General features: G+C 37.6%; 20 protein-coding genes. 16 read left to right on the top strand and 4 right to left on the bottom strand.

The window, feature by feature from the left end; translation table 11 throughout:
• Window position 1: 1 nt before the first annotated feature.
• The 5 genes from SCI76_RS13025 to SCI76_RS13005 all read left to right on the top strand — a co-directional run bounded on the left by SCI76_RS13025 (window position 2) and on the right by SCI76_RS13005 (window position 5,260).
• Window positions 2-808, top strand: coding sequence for an ABC transporter permease (locus tag SCI76_RS13025; RefSeq protein WP_028411893.1), 807 nt, complete (start codon window positions 2-4; stop codon window positions 806-808).
• On the top strand, window positions 805-1,878 hold the full coding sequence (locus tag SCI76_RS13020; protein ID WP_028411892.1) for a PotD/PotF family extracellular solute-binding protein: 1,074 nt from the start codon (window positions 805-807) through the stop codon (window positions 1,876-1,878). Before SCI76_RS13025 ends, SCI76_RS13020 begins: the two co-directional genes overlap by 4 nt.
• A 218-nt stretch (window positions 1,879-2,096) precedes the next feature.
• Window positions 2,097-3,209, top strand: coding sequence for an acyltransferase (locus tag SCI76_RS13015; protein WP_168761582.1), 1,113 nt, complete (start codon window positions 2,097-2,099; stop codon window positions 3,207-3,209).
• Window positions 3,210-3,354: 145 nt separating this feature from the next.
• Window positions 3,355-4,032, top strand: coding sequence for a response regulator transcription factor (locus tag SCI76_RS13010; protein ID WP_048022362.1), 678 nt, complete (start codon window positions 3,355-3,357; stop codon window positions 4,030-4,032).
• Window positions 4,025-5,260, top strand: coding sequence for a sensor histidine kinase (locus SCI76_RS13005; RefSeq protein ID WP_407544025.1), 1,236 nt, complete (start codon window positions 4,025-4,027; stop codon window positions 5,258-5,260). Before SCI76_RS13010 ends, SCI76_RS13005 begins: the two co-directional genes overlap by 8 nt.
• A gap of 16 nt (window positions 5,261-5,276) precedes the next feature.
• Here SCI76_RS13005 and SCI76_RS13000 read toward each other — a convergent pair whose 3' ends face one another.
• The 3 genes from SCI76_RS13000 to SCI76_RS12990 are packed head-to-tail and all read right to left on the bottom strand — an operon-like array spanning window position 5,277 to window position 7,604.
• Window positions 5,277-6,167 carry an RnfABCDGE type electron transport complex subunit D gene (locus SCI76_RS13000; protein ID WP_228123023.1) on the bottom strand — a complete coding sequence of 297 codons (891 nt, stop codon included), beginning with the start codon at window positions 6,165-6,167 and terminating at the stop codon, window positions 5,277-5,279.
• Window positions 6,148-7,080 carry an FAD:protein FMN transferase gene (locus tag SCI76_RS12995; RefSeq protein WP_048022358.1) on the bottom strand — a complete coding sequence of 311 codons (933 nt, stop codon included), beginning with the start codon at window positions 7,078-7,080 and terminating at the stop codon, window positions 6,148-6,150. The genes SCI76_RS13000 and SCI76_RS12995 overlap by 20 nt, the downstream gene beginning before the upstream one ends.
• 11 nt (window positions 7,081-7,091) lie before the next feature.
• Window positions 7,092-7,604, bottom strand: a complete 513-nt coding sequence (locus tag SCI76_RS12990; RefSeq protein WP_033580799.1) for an FMN-binding protein — start codon at window positions 7,602-7,604, stop codon at window positions 7,092-7,094.
• Window positions 7,605-7,897: 293 nt separating this feature from the next.
• Between SCI76_RS12990 and SCI76_RS12985 the strand changes: the two genes are divergently transcribed.
• From SCI76_RS12985 to uvsE, 4 genes are all read left to right on the top strand, one after another.
• Window positions 7,898-8,980, top strand: a complete 1,083-nt coding sequence (locus SCI76_RS12985; protein WP_048022356.1) for a D-alanine--D-alanine ligase — start codon at window positions 7,898-7,900, stop codon at window positions 8,978-8,980.
• Window positions 8,981-9,077: 97 nt separating this feature from the next.
• Window positions 9,078-10,460, top strand: coding sequence for a UDP-N-acetylmuramoyl-tripeptide--D-alanyl-D-alanine ligase (gene murF, locus SCI76_RS12980; protein WP_033580800.1), 1,383 nt, complete (start codon window positions 9,078-9,080; stop codon window positions 10,458-10,460).
• A gap of 196 nt (window positions 10,461-10,656) precedes the next feature.
• Entirely contained in the window at window positions 10,657-12,168 is a 1,512-nt protein-coding gene (locus SCI76_RS12975) for a DEAD/DEAH box helicase (protein ID WP_028411884.1), read from the top strand.
• A 95-nt stretch (window positions 12,169-12,263) separates the two neighbouring features.
• Window positions 12,264-13,235: a UV DNA damage repair endonuclease UvsE gene (gene uvsE, locus SCI76_RS12970; RefSeq protein WP_033580801.1), complete on the top strand. Its 972-nt coding sequence runs from the start codon at window positions 12,264-12,266 to the stop codon at window positions 13,233-13,235.
• A gap of 8 nt (window positions 13,236-13,243) precedes the next feature.
• Here the strand turns inward: uvsE and SCI76_RS12965 are convergent, their stop codons facing one another.
• Window positions 13,244-13,846, bottom strand: coding sequence for a rhomboid family intramembrane serine protease (locus SCI76_RS12965; protein WP_407544024.1), 603 nt, complete (start codon window positions 13,844-13,846; stop codon window positions 13,244-13,246).
• Between the two features lie 64 nt (window positions 13,847-13,910).
• On the opposite strand from SCI76_RS12965, the gene acpS reads away from it, so the two are divergent.
• The 7 genes from acpS (at window position 13,911) to SCI76_RS12930 (ending at window position 18,887) form a co-directional block, all read left to right on the top strand.
• Window positions 13,911-14,276, top strand: a complete 366-nt coding sequence (gene acpS, locus SCI76_RS12960) for a holo-ACP synthase (protein WP_028411881.1) — start codon at window positions 13,911-13,913, stop codon at window positions 14,274-14,276.
• Between the two features lie 58 nt (window positions 14,277-14,334).
• On the top strand, window positions 14,335-15,393 hold the full coding sequence (locus SCI76_RS12955) for an outer membrane lipoprotein carrier protein LolA (protein WP_048022353.1): 1,059 nt from the start codon (window positions 14,335-14,337) through the stop codon (window positions 15,391-15,393).
• A 113-nt stretch (window positions 15,394-15,506) separates the two neighbouring features.
• Entirely contained in the window at window positions 15,507-16,697 is a 1,191-nt protein-coding gene (gene alr / locus SCI76_RS12950; protein ID WP_154990948.1) for an alanine racemase, read from the top strand.
• A gap of 200 nt (window positions 16,698-16,897) precedes the next feature.
• Window positions 16,898-17,179 (top strand): CopG family ribbon-helix-helix protein, encoded by a 282-nt coding sequence (locus tag SCI76_RS12945; protein ID WP_013055003.1) that lies wholly within the window; start codon window positions 16,898-16,900, stop codon window positions 17,177-17,179.
• Window positions 17,180-17,183: 4 nt separating this feature from the next.
• Window positions 17,184-17,534 carry a type II toxin-antitoxin system endoribonuclease NdoA gene (gene ndoA, locus SCI76_RS12940; RefSeq protein WP_013055004.1) on the top strand — a complete coding sequence of 117 codons (351 nt, stop codon included), beginning with the start codon at window positions 17,184-17,186 and terminating at the stop codon, window positions 17,532-17,534.
• Between the two features lie 157 nt (window positions 17,535-17,691).
• On the top strand, window positions 17,692-18,528 hold the full coding sequence (locus SCI76_RS12935) for an RsbT co-antagonist protein RsbRA (protein ID WP_013055005.1): 837 nt from the start codon (window positions 17,692-17,694) through the stop codon (window positions 18,526-18,528).
• Window positions 18,529-18,530: 2 nt separating this feature from the next.
• A complete protein-coding gene (locus SCI76_RS12930) occupies window positions 18,531-18,887 on the top strand; it encodes an STAS domain-containing protein (protein ID WP_013055006.1) in 357 nt (118 codons plus the stop codon).

The raw sequence follows: 18,887 nt of genomic DNA, 5'->3' as shown, positions 1-18,887 counted from the left end.
AATGAAGAGAAAGTGGAAGTTCAGCCACCTTTATTTATTTTTTGTCTTTTTCATTTTATACGCGCCCATTTTTTATTTAATGTATTACTCTTTTAACAGCGGAGGAAACATGCGAGAGTTTGAAGGGTTTACGTTAGATTGGTACAAAGAAGTGTTTCAAGACACACGTTTGCTCATTATTGTCTTGAATACCTTAATTATTGCTCTATTGTCTTCGGTTATTTCAACGATTATTGGCGTGATAGGAGCACTTGCTATCGTATACGTGAAGCGCAGACGTGTTCAAAATACACTGTTAACATTTAATAATGTGTTAATTGTGAGTCCAGATGTTATTATTGGCGCATCTTTTTTAATTCTATTTACCATTATCGGTGTAAAGCTCGGGTTTATATCGGTATTATTAGCGCATATTGCATTCAGTGTACCGATTGTGGTCATCATGGTTCTGCCTAAGCTGCAGGAAATGAGTCCGACACTGCTCGATGCAGCCCGTGATTTGGGAGCAAGTCGCTTTGAAGTACTTTCGAAAGTGGTATTGCCATTTATTCGTCCGGGTATCTTTGCAGGCTTTTTTATGGCTTTAACTTACTCTTTGGATGACTTTGCGGTTACGTTCTTTGTGACCGGGAATGGTTTTTCCACGCTTTCAGTAGAAATTTACTCGTTAGCAAGAAGAGGGGTCTCGCTGAAAATCAATGCTCTTTCTACTCTTATTTTCATGTTTACCGTGCTGATTGTAATTGGTTATTACTTTATCAGTCAGCGATATAGCAATAAAGCGAAAGGGGTGGCGACTGGAAAATGAAGCAATTAGCAAAGCCGTTTATCTTCATCGTCATCCTTTCTTTCGTTCTTATGTATGTGGTTCATCATTTGAACAATGCCGAAGGATACTCTGGAGGAGATACGCTGACCGTCTATAATTGGGGAGATTATATTGATCCTGATTTAGTGAATCAGTTTGAAAAAGAAACCGGAATTAAAGTCATTTATCAGACCTTTGATTCGAATGAAGCAATGATGACAAAAATTGAACAAGGCGGTACGACATTTGATATTGCTGTTCCTTCTGAATACGCGATTAGCAAGATGCGTGAAGAAAATTTACTATTGCCAATTGATCATTCGAAGCTGCCTAATTTAAAATACATTAATCCGCGTTTTTTAGACCTATCTTTTGATCCTGGCAATAAGTACTCTATTCCTTATTTTTGGGGAACTGTGGGTATTGTTTATAACTCTGATATGATTCATGGTAAGAAGATAAAGAGTTGGAATGATTTATGGGATCCTAAGCTAAAAAATCAAATTTTACTTGCAGATGGCGCTAGAGAAGTGATGGGAATGGGGCTAAATAGCTTAAATTATTCATTAAATGATACGAATAAAGCTCATCTTCAAGAAGCAAAAAGAAAGCTTGATACATTAACACCAAACGTAAAAGCCATTGTAGGAGACGAGATTAAGATGCTCCTAGCAAATGAAGAAGCGGCAGTTGGCGTTGTTTGGTCAGGTGATGCTTCTGAAATTATGAGTGAAAACGATAAGCTGAATTACGTTGTTCCAGAAGAAGGTTCGAATTTATGGTTCGATAACATGGTTATTCCAAAAACGGCTAAAAACGTAGAAGGTGCACATAAATTCATGAATTTTATGCTAGATCCTAAACACGCTGCTCAAAATGCAGAATATGTAGGGTATTCTACGCCTAATAAAAAAGCGTTAGATTATTTGCCGAAAGAAGTAGCGAAAGATGAACGTTTTTATCCGGATGAAGAACTAACCAATAAGCTTGAAGTATATAATAACTTAGGCAAACGAATGCTTGCTTATTACAATGAATTATTTTTAGAATTCAAAATGCACCGTAAATAGAAGGTACTTAGTTAGGCCTTTATACTCAAGTTCTTTATTGTTTTTGTAAATTCAGTTGCGTGATAGCAAGAGGAAAGATAAAATACAAACGAGTAAAGCTAATAACATTTATTTTATGTTATTAGCTTTTTTATTTGTAAAACGGGAAAGATAAGAAAAAATTGAATGTTCTATTATTCATCTAGAATGTATATTTCACATTATATAGGAGAGAAAAAGTGAAGCAAAAACAAAAGCAGCATATTCAATCCATTTATTTTTTACGATTATTCGCTATGATGATGGTTGTGCTCGTACATGTAACAGCAGCGTATGCAACGGTACTGCCATTTGCAAGTGAAGCTTATCAGAAATATCATTTCCTTAACCGAATTGTTCGAATTGAAGCAGGGATCTTCATTGTGATCACAGGTTTAGTTTTCTTTTATAGTTACATTAACAAGCCGTTAACAAAGACTTTATGGAAAACGTATTATGCTCGAAGAGTGACATATATTTTAGTCCCCTATGTTATTTGGGCACTTATTTATGAATTTTATTCGTACTATGTGGGAGCAACAGAGTTAAATGCAGCTGATATTGTGAAACGTATTTTACGCGGAGAGTCCTACTATCAGCTTCATTTTATCTTTTTAATTGTACAAGTGTATCTCGTGCTGCCGGTTTTTGTATGGCTAGCACAAAAAGTAACCATTTTTAAAAAATACATGTGGCTGTTTGGTATTATCATTCAGCTTGGTTATTTAATGCTTAACAATACGTATCATATCACTTCATTTAATTTATTTTTAAATACGATGGCTACGTTTTTACTCGGCGGTTGGATTGGTATTTATTATCGCGAACAAGTGGATAAAAAGTACAGTCGTTCAAATATTGTATTATTTCTGATGACGCTCGGATCGGGAATAGCTATTTCACTGTTAAATTATCACTTATACACAATGAAGACGATTCACATTTCAGGCTTTACGTATGAGGCTGTTAATACGCTTTATTTGGTCGTGGGAAGTTATTTCTTCTTCCGAATTGCAGAGATATTAGCTGAAAAGCTTTCTGTGAAGTCCGTGACGGTCGTTAAAAATATTGCCATGTACTCGTTTGGATTTTACTTGATTCATCCAATGGTTTTAAACTTTGTGGCAAAAGCAGTACCAATACAAGGCAACTATATGTTTCACGTGGAAATCTTGGCACGTTATATTTTGACATTAGCGGGCTGTTACCTCATTATTTGGGGATGTCATCGTCTTTTACCGTTTGCTAGCTTTTTGTTTGGTAAACTGCCAAAAGAAGCGGTGTTCATTTACCGACGTCCTGATCATAAATAGCGTTTAGTTAAAAGTTATGCCTGCTTGCAGGCATAACTTTTTTTATAAAGTATAAGAGATGATAACGCGCTAGTTTTAAAATATTTTTAAAAGTGACATGCTAAGATAATGATTATTTAGGTAATCACAAAAGGGGGAATTTGATATGCGTGTACTTGTGGTAGAAGATGATGCTTCATTATTACACGGTATCGTAGAAGGCTTAAAAGAAGAAGGATATGAAGTTGATTGTGCGTCTGATGGAGATGAAGGTTTGTTTTTAGCAGAGCAGAATATTTATGATGCCTTAATTTTAGATATTATGCTGCCGAGTATGACAGGGCTTGACATACTAAAAAAACTAAGAAAACAAAAGGTGTTGACCAAAGTTATTTTTCTTACTGCAAAAGATAGTGTAGAAGATCGAGTGAAAGGACTCGACTATGGAGCCGATGATTATTTGGTTAAGCCTTTTGCCATGGCTGAACTTTTTGCGAGGTTAAGGGTAATGCTTAGGGACTTGCAGGCAGAAGAAGGTATGATTTCATATGGTCCCATTTCTATACGAGAAGCCAATCATGAAGTAGTGATTAATGGAAGTGTCCTCACGTTAACGATTAAAGAATTTCAGCTTTTGGAATATTTTATTCGAAATAAAGAACAAATCCTTATTCGAGATCAAATTTTTAATCGGGTATGGGGTTTTACATCCGATGTAGGAGTGGGCGTAGTTGATGTTTATGTTCACCATTTAAGAAAGAAGCTTCAGCCTTTTAATTGTGACAATTATGTACGTACAGTCAGAGGCGTAGGCTTTATGTTAAAAGGGGAAGAGCATGTTTAAAAAGACGAGAATCAGGCTTGTGTTATTTAACACAATGGTGCTGATGGTTATCTTGAGCATTTTTAGTGTGGTTTTATATTTTTACATGCAGCATCTTATTTTTTTAAACCCGGACAATCGGCTAAGTGAGATGAGCGAGCAGGTTAAAAAAAGAAATTTACATGAAATTCAGGAAAACAATGAGAGAGAAACAGAACGTCGCGTTGCGTTTTTACTTTGGAGCAGTGATAAAAAATTAATCAAAATTACACCTAAAAAAGGGTTATATACAAACGATATTGACGACTTTAAGCCTGCGCTCTCAGAAGGGAAAATCAAAACGTCGCAAGAGGTAAACGGTCATGCTTATCGAGTGATGAATGTGAAAAATGAAGGATATATAAAAGATCGAGACGTTTCAACAATTCAACTTGTCTTAAACGTAGATCCAGAAACTCAAACCTTAGAGCACCTTGCTTTTCTTCTTGTCATTTCAGCTTTTATTGGACTGCTTCTTTCCCTTGTAGCTGGCTTGTTTTTAGCCAATCGAGCGCTTGTACCTATTCAAAAATCTTGGAACAAACAAGTCGAATTTATTGCAGATGCTTCCCATGAGTTAAGGACGCCTCTTTCCGTGATGCAAACGCATCTCGAGCTATTGTTTAGACGACCAAATCATACGATTGAGCAAGAAAGCGAAAACATTTATCAAAGCTTAAACGAAGTAAAGCGGATGACGAAGCTGGTGGGCAACTTACTAACACTCGCTAGATCTGATTCAAGTGCACAGCTGCTAAACAAAACGGTCTTTAATATGGGTGAGCTAGTTGATAAAGTAGCTAATCAGTTTGAGCCTATATTTGAACTAAAGGAGCTGCATTTCACAAGGGAAATTGAATCGTTAATGTTCGGAGGAGATCAAGAACGACTTCATCAGCTATGTATGATTTTGTTAGACAACGCTTTTAAGTACACCCCACCTCGAGAAAGCATTCATATTAGTCTAAAGAAACATCATCACTCTATGACGCTAATTGTCAAAGACACAGGCATTGGAATTGAAGCGAAAGATCTTCCGTATGTGTTTGATCGCTTTTATCGAAGTGATAAGAGTCGGGCGCGTGCCGAAGGAGGATCAGGTTTAGGGCTCGCGATTGCCAAATGGATTGTACAAGCTCATGACGGAGAAATTAAGGTTTTTAGTCAAAAAAACGTGGGTACGGAATTTTATGTGAAAATTCCGCTATGAAAAAAGCTGCCTGTCATTAGGCAGCTTTTTTTGTCACTTTTTTGTTTGCAGTCTTCCATGCTTTCCATGCATTAGCAAGTAACAGGCCGATTAATAAATAGGCAAGGCCGCCAAAAACTAAGTAATCTACGGCGCTAATCGCCCCTGCAAGCATCCCAAATTTTATTTGGTCTTTATACTTCGCAGGAGAAGTTGGCGGATCCGTCACCATAAAGAAGGCTAAAAATAAAGCGGAATTAACAAAAGGAGCTCGTAAAGCATCCGCTACATCACCTACTCCTATTAACGACATAATCGTAAAAATAGCAAAATACACGCCTAAAAACGCAAATACTTGAGGGAATTTATTTACTTTGCTCGTCACAAGGTACCCTGTCACAAACACGAATACAATGAGCCAGACGGGTAGTAAAGATAAGCTTCCCCACCAGCTTTGGCCGCTTGAAAAGACAATAAGTGAAAAGAGAAGACCAAAAGCGGCAGGGTTAAAAATAGGCTTCTTTTTTACTTTTACTAAGTGCTTCGATAAAATAGCAACAGCTACAGTGCAAAATGTGACCCAAGCAGGTGTAGAGGTGCTGAGCACTAAGGCAATAATTAATCCAGTAATAATTCCGCCGTCAGGAAGCTGAATTTTCTTTTTATAAGCAAAAGAAAATCCTAAATCTAAGGCGGCCGCCGAGCATACGGCGAGTAGTAGGTGTCCTAATCCTTGAAAGGCAGAAGAGTTGAATTCACCTAATAAGGTTAAAAGCAGCAGCATAGCCATCACGTATCTTTTAGGTGTTTTAACTAGCTGCCCCCACCGACTTATTTCTTTTGGTTTGTTTTCATCTACAATAATATAACCTTTGGGTGTACTAATATATTTAACACCGCTTCTTCGTTCAGAACGTGTGGTCATCATTCATTAATTCCTCCATATCTGATGTGAAAAAAGGAGTGAAACTAGAATCGAAGAGTACGCCGCGTACGTCGGCATCATTCAATAAATTTACTCCTTTTTCCGCTCCTAAAATAAAAGCTGATGTAGATAATGCATCGGCCAGCATGGCAGAAGGAGCAATAGCTGTACAACTCATTAGACTGCTTCTAGTAGATGGAGATAAGGGATTAACCAAATGATGCATGAATGGTTGCGTCTTATTTTTTCTAGCATAATTTCCTGATGTGCAGACAGCCGTATCTGTTACACGCAAGGTCAGTAATGACTGCGTTTGAATCTGAGGGTGCTGAATCCCGACTTTCCACAAATCTCCGTGTTGATTGAGTCCTTTAACTAGGATGTCTCCTCCGGCATTAATCATAAAATGCTGATAAGGAAGGGAGTGGGCAGCCAAATCAATAGCTAATCCTTTGGCGACCGCTCCAAGATCTATAATCATCGGTTTTTGTAAGAGAACCGTTTTTTTATGTGTATTCAATACGATGTCTTTATAACTTCCAGACTCGACTGCTTCGTTCACTTGTACGGGCTTTCCATCTAAATAATGTTCGTTAAAACCACGTTTTTCTAATTGTTTTCCTACCGTTGGGTCAAAGATTCCATGCGTTTCATCTGCTACTAAGATAGCGAAATGAAGGGCTTCAAATAATAGGGGGCTAACAGCAACAGGTTCTTTGATATGTCTAATTAGCTTCATAACTTCGCTTTTGGCATCAAATCGACTGCATGTCGTTTCGACGGTCTTAAAAATAGTAAATGCCTTTGAGATATGGTGAAGGACATTTGCTTCCTCCGATTGGGGAGCAATTACTTGAATGGACACGGTTGTTCCCATACATAAGACAGAGCGGCTATACGTTTTTATGGACATCATTCGTTTCTCCTTTATGCATTCATTGCTTGCTGAAGGGCGTCATCCACGGCATTTTGAAAATCTTCCGTGCTAAGCGTTGCTCCGCTCACGACGTCGACATCTGAGCTTTGTCTTTGTACGACTTGAGACGGAAGATCCTCAATGTAACTCTCAGAATAGTGAGTATCCGCTTCTGTAATTTCAACTGTATCAATTCGGTCGTTTTTAATGGTCACAGATACGTAAACAGTTCCGATACGGTTGCTTCCTTGACCAGAATACGTTCCATCTTTGTATTTTGTTTTAGGAGCAGAACTTTCGGTACTCGCTGATGAAGGGTGCTTATTAGAAGAAGCGATATCTTCTCCCCAGTTATCATTAACAATCGTTTGATTGTCTGTCTGATCTCTCGTTTTTTTCTGATGATGAGCCGGTGTGACTTGAACAGCTTGCGCGTCAGATAGAGTGTTTATATAACCAGTTGCATAAATACTTCCAATGGCTACGCTGCATGCAGCAATCATCGTTTTTCCCATTTTACTCATATTTGTTGAACCTCCTGATTTATACCAGAACTATAGTTTCGATTATTGATGGTGATCTTTAGCATAAATAAACTTTATAAATAAACTTTTAAAAAAGATTTAAAATCAAAAAAGTTTTTTTAAAAATAAATGATTCAAGTGAAAAGGTCATTTTAAATAATGAAAGGAGAAGCTGGAATTTCTTTCACAAGCCTAGCTATTTTGACATACGTAATAATAGTTAATATTTCTGTTTACTATCTAAACGTGCATGATAAAATAGAAAAGATGAATATGTGTTAGGAGGAACATCAGTGAAAATTAAGCTTGGCCTTTTATACGGAGGAAAATCCGCTGAACATAAAGTATCTTTACAAACAGCTCTAGCAGTTTCAAAAGCAATTAATCACGATAAATATGAAGTGCATCCAATTTACATTACAGAAACAGGAAAATGGATTCGCGGCACACAGCTGACTGGTCCGCTTGAAACAGTTGCTCAATTAGAAATTCAAGATAACGGAACAGCTATTTCACCAGTTTCATTGAATACAGAAATGTTTGCATTAACAGATTCAAAAACAGATGATCAACTAGATGTTATTTTCCCACTTCTTCATGGTCCAAATGGAGAAGATGGTACGGTACAAGGATTATTAGAATTATTGAATATTCCTTATGTTGGAAACGGCGTATTAGCTTCAGCAGCTGGTATGGATAAAGTTGTAATGAAGCAGCTGTTTGCACAGGCAGGTCTGCCTCAAGTGGAGTACGTATCATTTATCCGCCGCGAGTGGGAAGCAGATCGAACGGCTGCTTATGAAAAAGTAGAAACACTTGGATACCCTTGCTTTGTTAAACCAGCAAACTTAGGTTCAAGTGTTGGGATTAGCAAATGTGATAACCGCGAAGAGTTAGAAGCGGCATTTGTTGAAGCCTTCTTATTTGATCGAAAAATCATTGTAGAAGCAGCAGCAGTTGGTCGTGAAGTTGAAATTGGTGTGTTAGGGAATGATGAAGCAGCTTGTTCAGTAGTTGGAGAAATCTTACCTAAAAAAGCGTTTTACGATTACAAAGCAAAATATGAAGACGGCGATACAGGTCTTATTATTCCAGCTGAAATTACAGAAGAACAGCATCAAGAAATGTCAGCACTAGCAATCAAAGCATTTAAAGCAATTGATGGATCTGGTCTTGTACGTGCGGATTTCTTCTTAACACCAGAAGGTAAATTCATTATTAATGAAGTGAATACGATGCCTGGTTTTACACCTTTCAGTATGTTCCCGTTATTGTGGAAACACGCAGGTGTTGAATATCCAGATTTAATTGAAAAACTTGTATCACTAGCAATTGAACGTCATACCGAAAAGCAGCAAATTAAACACACAATGTAACTCACACAACACTATTCATCATGAATAGTGTTTCTGTGTTTAGTTTCAATTAAATAGTATCCATAGTTTACTTTATATCGAGAGGAGCAAAACAACAATGATTAAACGTACGCTTAAACAGCTAGCTGCAATGATTCCAGGAAGTGTATTTCATAGCGGGAACGAAGCAACTGTAATTGAGGGAGTCTCAATTGATACGAGAACTATTCAGCAAGGCAATTTATATATCCCAATTAAAGGGGAACGTTTTAACGGGCATGTATTTGTCGATAAAGCAATTGAAAACGGAGCGGTCGCTACTCTGTGGAACAAAGATGAAGAAAACCCACCGACAGACATTAGCGTTATTTTAGTCGATGATACGCTAGAAGCTCTTCAGCAATTAGCGAAATCCTATCGTCACGAGTTAGATATTAAAGTAGTGGGCATTACAGGAAGTAACGGAAAAACAACGGCAAAAGACATGGTGAAAGCTGTGCTTGATACAACTTACCGTGTTCTGAAAACAGATGGAAACTTTAATAATCATATTGGCATGCCGCTTACTATTTTGCGTTTAGATGAAACTCATGATATTGCCGTTTTAGAAATGGGCATGAGCAGCCGAGGAGAGATTGAGTTTCTTTCTAATTTAGCGGAGCCTGATGTGGCCATTATTACAAATATCGGAGAATCGCACCTTCAAGACTTAGGAAGTCGTGATGGGATTGCGGAGGCAAAATTAGAAATTACAAGCGGCTTAGCACCAACAGGTCAGCTTGTCTATAATGGTGATGAGCCACTTTTAACGTCGCGCGTAGTTAATCCAGCATTTGAAACGGTGACATTTGGCAGCTCAGAACAAAACGATTTGTATCCAAGTGCTATTTCAGCCGAAGAGTTAGGAACAACATTCACTGTTTCACGTGAAACAACATATTCATTCTTTATCCCGGTATTAGGTAAACATAATGTTCACAATGCGCTTTCTGCTATTGCGGTAGGTCATTATTTTGGACTAGACAACGAAACAATCGCTAAGGGATTAAAAGAATTAAAGCTAACAAATATGCGTATGGAGCTTGTAAAACGAACAGATGGCCTGACCTTCATTAACGACGCATATAACGCAAGTCCAACGTCCGTTAAAGCTGCTATCACGTTGATGCATGATTTAGAAGGCTATAAGCAAAAAATTCTTGTTCTCGGGGATATGCTTGAATTAGGCGATCAGGAAAAAGAGTTCCACAAAGAAGTGGGAGAGTTTATTCAAGCAGAAAAAATTGATTATGTTCTAACATACGGTCCTTTATCTGTTGAAATTGAGCAAGGAGCAAAAAATAATTTTGCAGAAGATAAGGTAATACACTTTGAGGAGAAAGATGAGCTTGTTGAAAAATTAACAGCGATTACAACAAGAGAAGATGTGGTTTTAGTGAAAGCATCTCGAGGGATGAAGCTTGAGGAAGTTATCTCAAAAATGATGCATAAATTACCGTGATATTAAAAAGAGTATAAGTAAGCTCTATTGCAAACGGAAAGCCATAGTGTTATGATGTAGTCTGAGTGTCTTGAGGCGCTTATACTCTAAACGTTGAATTTATTGAAGTAGTCGTTTAGAGCATTTTCCGTTTCCTCGGAGAATGCTTTTTTTTGTAAAATATAGATAGTCTAAATATAAAAGGAGTTTGAAAAACTTGGCATTATTTCAAGATTTAGGATTAAGTCAACAGCTTAACAAAGCTGTGAGTAAAATGGGTTTTGAAGAAGCAACACCAATTCAATCAGAAACTATCCCATTAGCACTAGAAGGTCACGATTTGATCGGACAAGCACAAACAGGAACAGGGAAAACAGCGGCATTTGGTATTCCTCTTATTGAAAAAGTTGATGTAAACGTAGATGCAATTCAAGGGTTAATTATTGCTCCTACTCGTGAACTTGCTGTACAGGTATCTGAAGAACTTTACAAAATTGGTCAAACAAAGCGCGTACGCGTGCTATCAATTTATGGTGGTCAAGATATCAGTCGTCAAATTCGTGCATTGAAAAAGCACCCTCATATCATCGTAGGGACACCAGGACGTATGCTAGATCATATTAATCGTCGTACACTTCGTCTACAAGACGTTCATACAGTTATTTTAGATGAAGCAGATGAAATGTTAAACATGGGATTCATCGAAGACATTGAAAAAATCTTATCAAACGTACCTGAGAACCACCAAACACTTTTATTCTCAGCAACAATGCCTACTCCAATCCGTCGCATTGCTGAAAAATTCATGAACGAACCAAAAGTGGTAAAAGTAAAAGCAAAAGAAGTAACGATGCCAAACATTACGCAGTATTATTTAGAAGTACAAGAAAAGCGTAAATTTGATATCCTTACTCGTCTTTTAGATATGCAATCACCTGAACTAGCTATCATTTTTGGTCGTACAAAGCGCCGTGTTGATGAGTTATCAGAAGCATTAAATATGCGTGGTTATTCTGCACAAGGTATCCATGGTGACTTGACACAATCGAAACGTCTATCTGTACTACGTCAATTTAAAGAAGGTTCTATTGATGTATTAGTTGCGACAGACGTAGCTGCACGCGGACTTGATATTTCTGGTGTTACTCATGTATACAACTTTGATATCCCTCAAGATCCGGAGAGCTATGTACACCGTATCGGACGTACAGGACGTGCTGGTAAAATGGGTGCTGCTATGACATTTGTAACGCCAAGAGAAACTGGACAGTTACACAATATTGAGCGTACAACAAAACGTAAAATGGAGCGTATGACTGCTCCAACGCTTGATGAAGCAATGGAAGGTCAACAGCGTATTGCAGCTGACAAATTAACGGAATCTGTGACACAAGGCAACTTATCTTACTACAAACAGTTGGCAGAAGAGTTACTTGAAGAGCACGATTCAGTTTCATTAGTGGCAGCGGCAATCAAATTATTTACAAAAGAACCAAATGAATCACCAATTCAATTAACTGCTGAACCACCGGTAATTGCAAAAGGTGATAAAAACAAACGTGGAAATGGCGGAGGTCGTTCACGTTCTAACTCTAAAAACTACTCACAGCAAAATCGTCGTGGAAACTCAAAGCGTTTTGGTGACAAGCGTCGCGGTGGAAGCAACGGCAGTGATAATAGAAATCGCAATAGCAGCAGTAATCGTAAAGATTCTCGCAGCAAAGCGTAAAATAAAAACGAGCCTTAACAGGCTCGTTTTTTTTATGTGTTAATTGCTATTTTATTGGTGCACACTATGAGTAAAATAAAATGGGGTGTTCACTGATGTCGACCATTGTTCGGTTAGGTTATGTGGCGATGAGCGTTCATTTGGAAAATAGTTCTCCTTCTCAAACAATGACTTTTGCACAATTTCAGCGTGTGAAAGACCATGAAGCGGCCATTCGCAAGCTCGAACGTATTGCAATATCCAACTTAGAAAACTGCTTACGGTTATTAAAACATAATGCGTGGAGTGAAATTGAGTTTTTTCGATTCAGTTCTAAGTTAATTCCATTAGCTAACCATGAGGCACTAAAAGAGTGGAACTACATAGCTCCTTTAAAAGATGCTCTTCAGCGTATTTCTGTATTTTTGAAGGAACATCCAATGCGAGTAGATTTTCACCCGGATCATTTTGTTGTTTTAAACTCAACGGATAAAGAGGTTTTTAAGCATTCTATCCAAACTCTTCGCATGCATCAAAAGTTGCTGAAAGGAATGGATATTCCGCTTCAAAATCGCTGTGTTTTACATGTTGGAGGAGCTTATAATGATAAAGAAAAAGCACTGGAGCAGTTTATTCATAATTGGGGGCTTGTACCTCAATCCCTTCAGCAAATGATTATGTTGGAAAACGACGATACAACCTTTCATATAAAAGACGTCTTGTATTTATGTGAAAAACTAAATGTCCCAATCATTTTTGATCTTCATCATCATCAGGCGAACAACGATGAAACTTCATGGCAAGAGCATTGGGACCGTATCATTAGAACATGGGAACATGAAACACTCCCTCTAAAAATGCATATATCTAGTCCTAAAAGTGATAAAGAATTTAGAGCCCATGCAGATTATATCGATGTTAATGGATTTTACAGCTTTTTAAAAGAAGTAAATGGAACGATACCGCAAATTGATTGCATGATTGAAGCTAAGAAAAAAGATGAAGCGCTCTTTCAGTTAGTAAGAGATTTGAAGACTTATGAAGATGTGGAATTTATTAACTCATCCACTTTTTATATTAAATCCTAAAGCAGGCCTCATATCTGTGGCTTGTTTTTCTGCTTGAACGTAAAAAAAGCGAGAAGAAATCCAGCAATACCTCCAGCGAAATGAGCTGTATTGTTGGTTCCTGGCGTTAGCAGACCTGAAAGTAATCCAATAATTAAAAAGACGACAATGATTTGCTGGTTGCTTTTAGAAAGCATATGCTTTTGTTTTATGACAAGATAGAGGTAAAATCCGAGCAGTCCGAAAATGGCACCGGATGCACCCACATGGCTGTAAAAAGAAGATTGGATTAGAAATGTAACGATATTTCCAAGCAATCCACACGTAAGGTAGAATAGAAGAAACTTATAAGAAGAAAGAATACGCTCAGCGCCTGGTCCTAACAAGAACAATGAAAATGAGTTAAAAAGAAGATGTGAAAAGCTTAGATGTAAAAAGATAGGTGTGAAAAGCCGCCAGTAGTCTCCTTGGGAAATTAAACTATTCACACCAATAAGCTGATGTATAAAAGATTCTGCAAGGTGTGAGGGAAGAGCGGCAAGTAACCATAGCGCAATGTGGATGCAGATAAGCGTGAAGGTAACAGGATAAAAACGTTTAAATTCAGTTACATTTTCTGTGCGTACGAACATATTTGTCACTCCTTTTTATAAAGGCATTTTTATATACTATTCTGTAAGAGAGGATTAAATGAAAATGATTATAGGAACTGGAATTGATATTACAGAGTTAGAGCGGATTGAAAAAATGGTGCAGCGTCAAAGCGCTTTTATTACTCGGATTTTAACAAAAAATGAAAGAGAACGCTATGAAAAGCTATCAAGCCGACGTAAGGTCGAATTTTTAGCAGGAAGATTTGCTGTGAAGGAAGCATATTCGAAAGCTCTTGGAACAGGAATAGGGAAAGATTTTAGCTTCCAAGATATCGAAATCGTGAATGATGAAAGAGGGAAACCCCACATTGTTACAAAACAACCACTGGAAGCGTCTGTACACGTATCTATTTCCCACAGTGCGCACTATGCGATTGCTCAAGTAATTATTGAACGCTTGTCAAGCTAGTCTGCATATTCACTATTTCTTGTTCATATATTCATAGTGTGGATAGGGGAGACAAGATATGTTCTTGCTTCTCCGTTTAGCTGTGAATATACGAAACAAAGGAGTTGGGGAAATGCATAAAAAATGGGTTGGCTTATTTGTTTGCGCCTTTTTTCTCTTAGCCTTATCAGCATGCGGTGAAAAAAGTCAGCAGGATGTAACAGATGCATTGGATGCTAAGGTACAAGAAATGGCGGGGTATAAATCAGATGCTAAGATGACATTGAATACAGGGAAAGATGCTCAAGTATACGATGTAGAGATTTGGCATAGTAAGCCTATGTACTATCGAGTGAATTTGAAAAATACAAAGAAAGATCAAAGCCAAATGATTTTGCGTAATGATGAAGGGGTTTTTGTTTTAACGCCTGCCTTAAATAAAAGCTTTCGTTTTCAAAGTGACTGGCCGCAAAATAGCAGTCAAGCTTATTTGTATGAATCCCTTGTCCAAGATATTGTGAAGGATGAAAAGGCAAGTTTTAAATCAACGGATAAACATTATATTTTTGAAACAAAAACGAACTATCAAAATAGCACAATGCTTCCTAAACAAGAAATTACGCTGAACAAAAGTGACTTAGCGCCTGTGTCGGTTAAAATTATGGATACGGATAATAAAGTGTTAATAAAAGTTGATTTCTCTAAGGTGAAATTCGATTCTAAGTTTGATAAAGGGGCTTTTGATACAAAAAGAAACATGACAAGTGCAAAGATTGACATTCCGACATTAGCTCAGCACAAATCATTTAGCGTTCTTTATCCTAAGGACGTTCCAAAAGGTACAAAGCTTTCCAAGGAAAAGAAAATTGAGACGGAAAATGGTGAGAGAGTCGTTTTAATGTACAAAGGAGAAAAGCCGTTTACGCTTGTACAAGAAAAAGCGCAAGTAGCTAAAACAGCAACATCTACAGTTACTGCCGGAGAGCCATTTGATTTAGGTTTTACTGTGGGAGCTTTAACGGATAAAAGTCTATCTTGGACATATAATGGAGTAGACTTTATGCTGGCTTCTGATCAGCTGACACCAGATGAATTGAGTACAGTTGCTAGATCTGTGCAAAGTCAGATGGGAAAATAAGAGAAGCTTACAAGCCTGCATATATGTAGGCTTGTTCTTGCTTAATTTGAATAAAGATCGAGATGAAGTTTGGCTATAGATGTATTATACTAACAGAGGAAAGTACGTTTAGAATGGTTCTGAAAAAAGGAAGTGTCGTAGTAATGGATGCATTTTATAGAGAAACATGGGCAGAAATTGATGTAGAAGCCATTTTTCAAAATGTGAATCATGTAAGAGAACTGATACCGGGGCATAAAACGTTAATGGCCGTAGTAAAAGCGAATGCGTACGGGCATGGAGATAAAGAAGTAGCAGAGATTGCGCTTCAAGCTGGCGCTGATATGCTAGCTGTAGCTTTTTTGGATGAAGCTATTGCTCTTCGAAAAAAAGGAATAAAGGAATCCATTTTAGTATTAGGAGCCGTGCCTCCCTTACACATTCAAACTGCATTGAAGTGGGATGTAACGGTCACTGCTTATAGCAAAGCTTGGATTGAAGAAGCGGCGTCCATTCTAGGTGCAAACAGTCAGTTGCATATGCATTTAAAAATAGATACAGGCATGGGTCGCTTAGGAATTAGAACAAAAGAAGAATTACACGAAACGATGAATATCATCACTTCTCATTCAGGATTCGCGCTGGATGGAGTGTTTACACACTTTGCAACAGCAGACGAGCTAAATTCGTCTTATTTTGAAAAACAATACACATTCTTTGAAGAAATGGTTCGAATTGTGAAAGAACATAATTTTACACCTCCGATGATTCACTGTGCAAATAGCGCAGCTTTGCTTCGTCGTCCGAGCGATATCTTTAATGGCGTACGCTTAGGTATCTCTATGTATGGCTTGAGTCCTTCAGAGGAATTAAAAGAAGTCTTGCCAATTCCGTTAAAACAAGCTTTTTCGCTGCACAGCCGTATTGTGCATGTTAAAAAAGTCAAAAAGGGGAGTCATATCAGTTACGGAGCTACTTATGAAGCTAAAGAAGATGAATGGATTGCTACTATTCCAGTAGGATACGCAGACGGCTGGATTCGTAAATTAAGTAATTTTGAAGTGTTAGTAGATGGAGTTAAAGTGCCAATTGTTGGTAGGATATGCATGGATCAATTGATGATTAAATTGCCTAAAATGTATAAAATGGGTACAAAAGTAACATTTATTGGAAAACAACAAGGTGCTGAAATTACAATTGATGAAGTAGCAAAGCATCTTGAAACAATTAATTATGAAATCCCTTGCATGATTGCAGCAAGGGTTCCGAGGGTTTATACAAGAGATTCTCAGCACATTCATGTTAATAATTATATCTTGCGCTGAATATACATCTTCCTGAGTCAACATAAAAAGCCTGCGAACAAAAGACAATAAAATAATAACTTCCATGCATAAAAGAGGGTATCAATTGACGATAATAGTGTAGAAATTGACAGAATTAACTTTCCATTAAAGCTAATCAATGTTATGATAAGGAAAGATGAGACTATTGGTGTGTGTATTGATGTTGGAGGTGTATGTTTGTGTCTGAAGCGAGCGCAACTACAGAAATCCTAGTAAGATTACCGAAAAATTTAGTATCGGAGCTCGATCTTATGGTTAAACAAGAAAATGGCAACCGAAGTGATTTTATTCACCAAGCAACAAAATTGTACCTTCGTGAGCGAAAAAAACGCCATATTCGCGAATCAATGAGACGTGGATATATGGAGATGGCAAAGATAAACTTAAATATTGCTTCCGAGGCTTTTCTAGCAGAGTATGAAGCTGATCATACTGTGGATCGTTTAGTAAGCGGGGGGTAATGACTTGGTAGTCAAACGTGGCGACGTTTATTTTGCTGACCTATCTCCTGTTGTTGGCTCAGAACAAGGAGGCGTTCGCCCTGTACTTGTCATTCAAAATGATATAGGCAATCGTTTTAGCCCAACTGTTATTGTAGCTGCGATCACTGCTCAAATTCAAAAGGCAAAGTTACCTACGCATGTTGAAATTGATGCAAAGCGCTATGGATTTGAGCGAGATTCAGTTATTTTACTAGAACAAATTCGTACTATTGATAAACAGAGGCTAACAGACAAGATTACCCATTTAGATGATGAAATGATGGACAGAGTGGATGAAGCCTTGCAAATCAGTGTAGGACTTATCGACTTTTAGAATTATACTTCCATTTATGCTAAGTTGCTCCTTTATGAGCAACTTTTTTAATTTGACTAGGAATAATCAGTAAACGTATATTGTAATAAGAAACGTTTTAAAAATGATAATATATATATAGATATAAATGAGTGTATTGACTCACAAGGAGGACCTCATGAATCAAGATTTATTCAATTATATACAAAATCATAAATCAGAAATTTTTGATCGATGGCTAGTGTTAATGAATGATGTGGAAACAGAGCGGATTAAAAACATTGTATCCGAGCAAGTGTACGTAAATGTAAGCTCTGATTTTGTAAATTTACTTTTGGCAAAAGCATTCCGTGATCAGGAAAATTTTGCAGAGGAACTAGAGGAAGTAGTAGGACGAGTTGTGAGTTTAGGATGGCCTCTTGCTTATTTGACACAGGGTGTACGTAACTTGGGTCATGTAGTGGTTGAAGGGTATGTAAACAGTGAACATGTAAAGGCTGATCAAACTCATTCTGAATTATTCTATCGGTTTGACAAGTGGTTAAGCCCTATTTATAACAAAATAGTAGAACAATACTCCAACTCGTGGGAAAATACAGTTATGTTGCAAAAAGTTGCACTTCAAGAATTGTCTGCTCCATTAATACCGGTATTTGATAAAATTACGGTAATGCCGCTTGTGGGAACAATTGACACCGATCGTGCAAAGAAAATTATGGAAAACTTACTGCAAGGTGTCGTAAAGCACCGATCAGAGGTCGTATTAATAGATATTACCGGAGTACCAGTAGTGGATACGATGGTTGCCCATCATATCATTCAAGCTGCTGAAGCCGTACGTTTGGTTGGAGCCAAGTGTTTGTTAGTAGGAATTCGTCCGGAAATTGCTCAGACTATTGTGAACTTAGGTATTAACTTAAATGAAATTATTACGAAAAACTCATTAAAAAAAGGTGTAGAGTTTGCGTTAGAAATGACTGAGCGGAAAATAGTTGATATAGAATCGGAGGAATAAACGTGAGAATACCCATTTTGAAATTGTACGACTACTTATTGGTATCCATTCAATGGGAGCTGGATGATCAAACGGCTATTCAATTCCAAGAAGATTTGCTAAGTAAAATTCATCAAACTGGAGCAAAAGGAGTGGTAATCGATTTAACTTCAATTGATATGATCGATTCATTCATCGCAAAAGTGTTAGGTGACGTGGTTAGCATGTCTAATTTGATGGGGGCCAGAGTAGTATTAACAGGTATCCAGCCTGCAGTAGCTATTACACTTGTTGAGTTAGGGATTGGCCTAAACGATGTTCTTACTGCACTCGATTTAGAAAAAGGTCTTGAGAAACTCCAATCGGAATTGGGGGATTAG

The sequence above is a fragment of the Priestia sp. HNGD-A6 genome (assembly GCF_045784335.1).
GTDB classification, from domain to species: Bacteria; Bacillota; Bacilli; order Bacillales; family Bacillaceae_H; genus Priestia; species Priestia zanthoxyli.
This window is presented reverse-complemented; position numbering and strand designations above follow the sequence as displayed.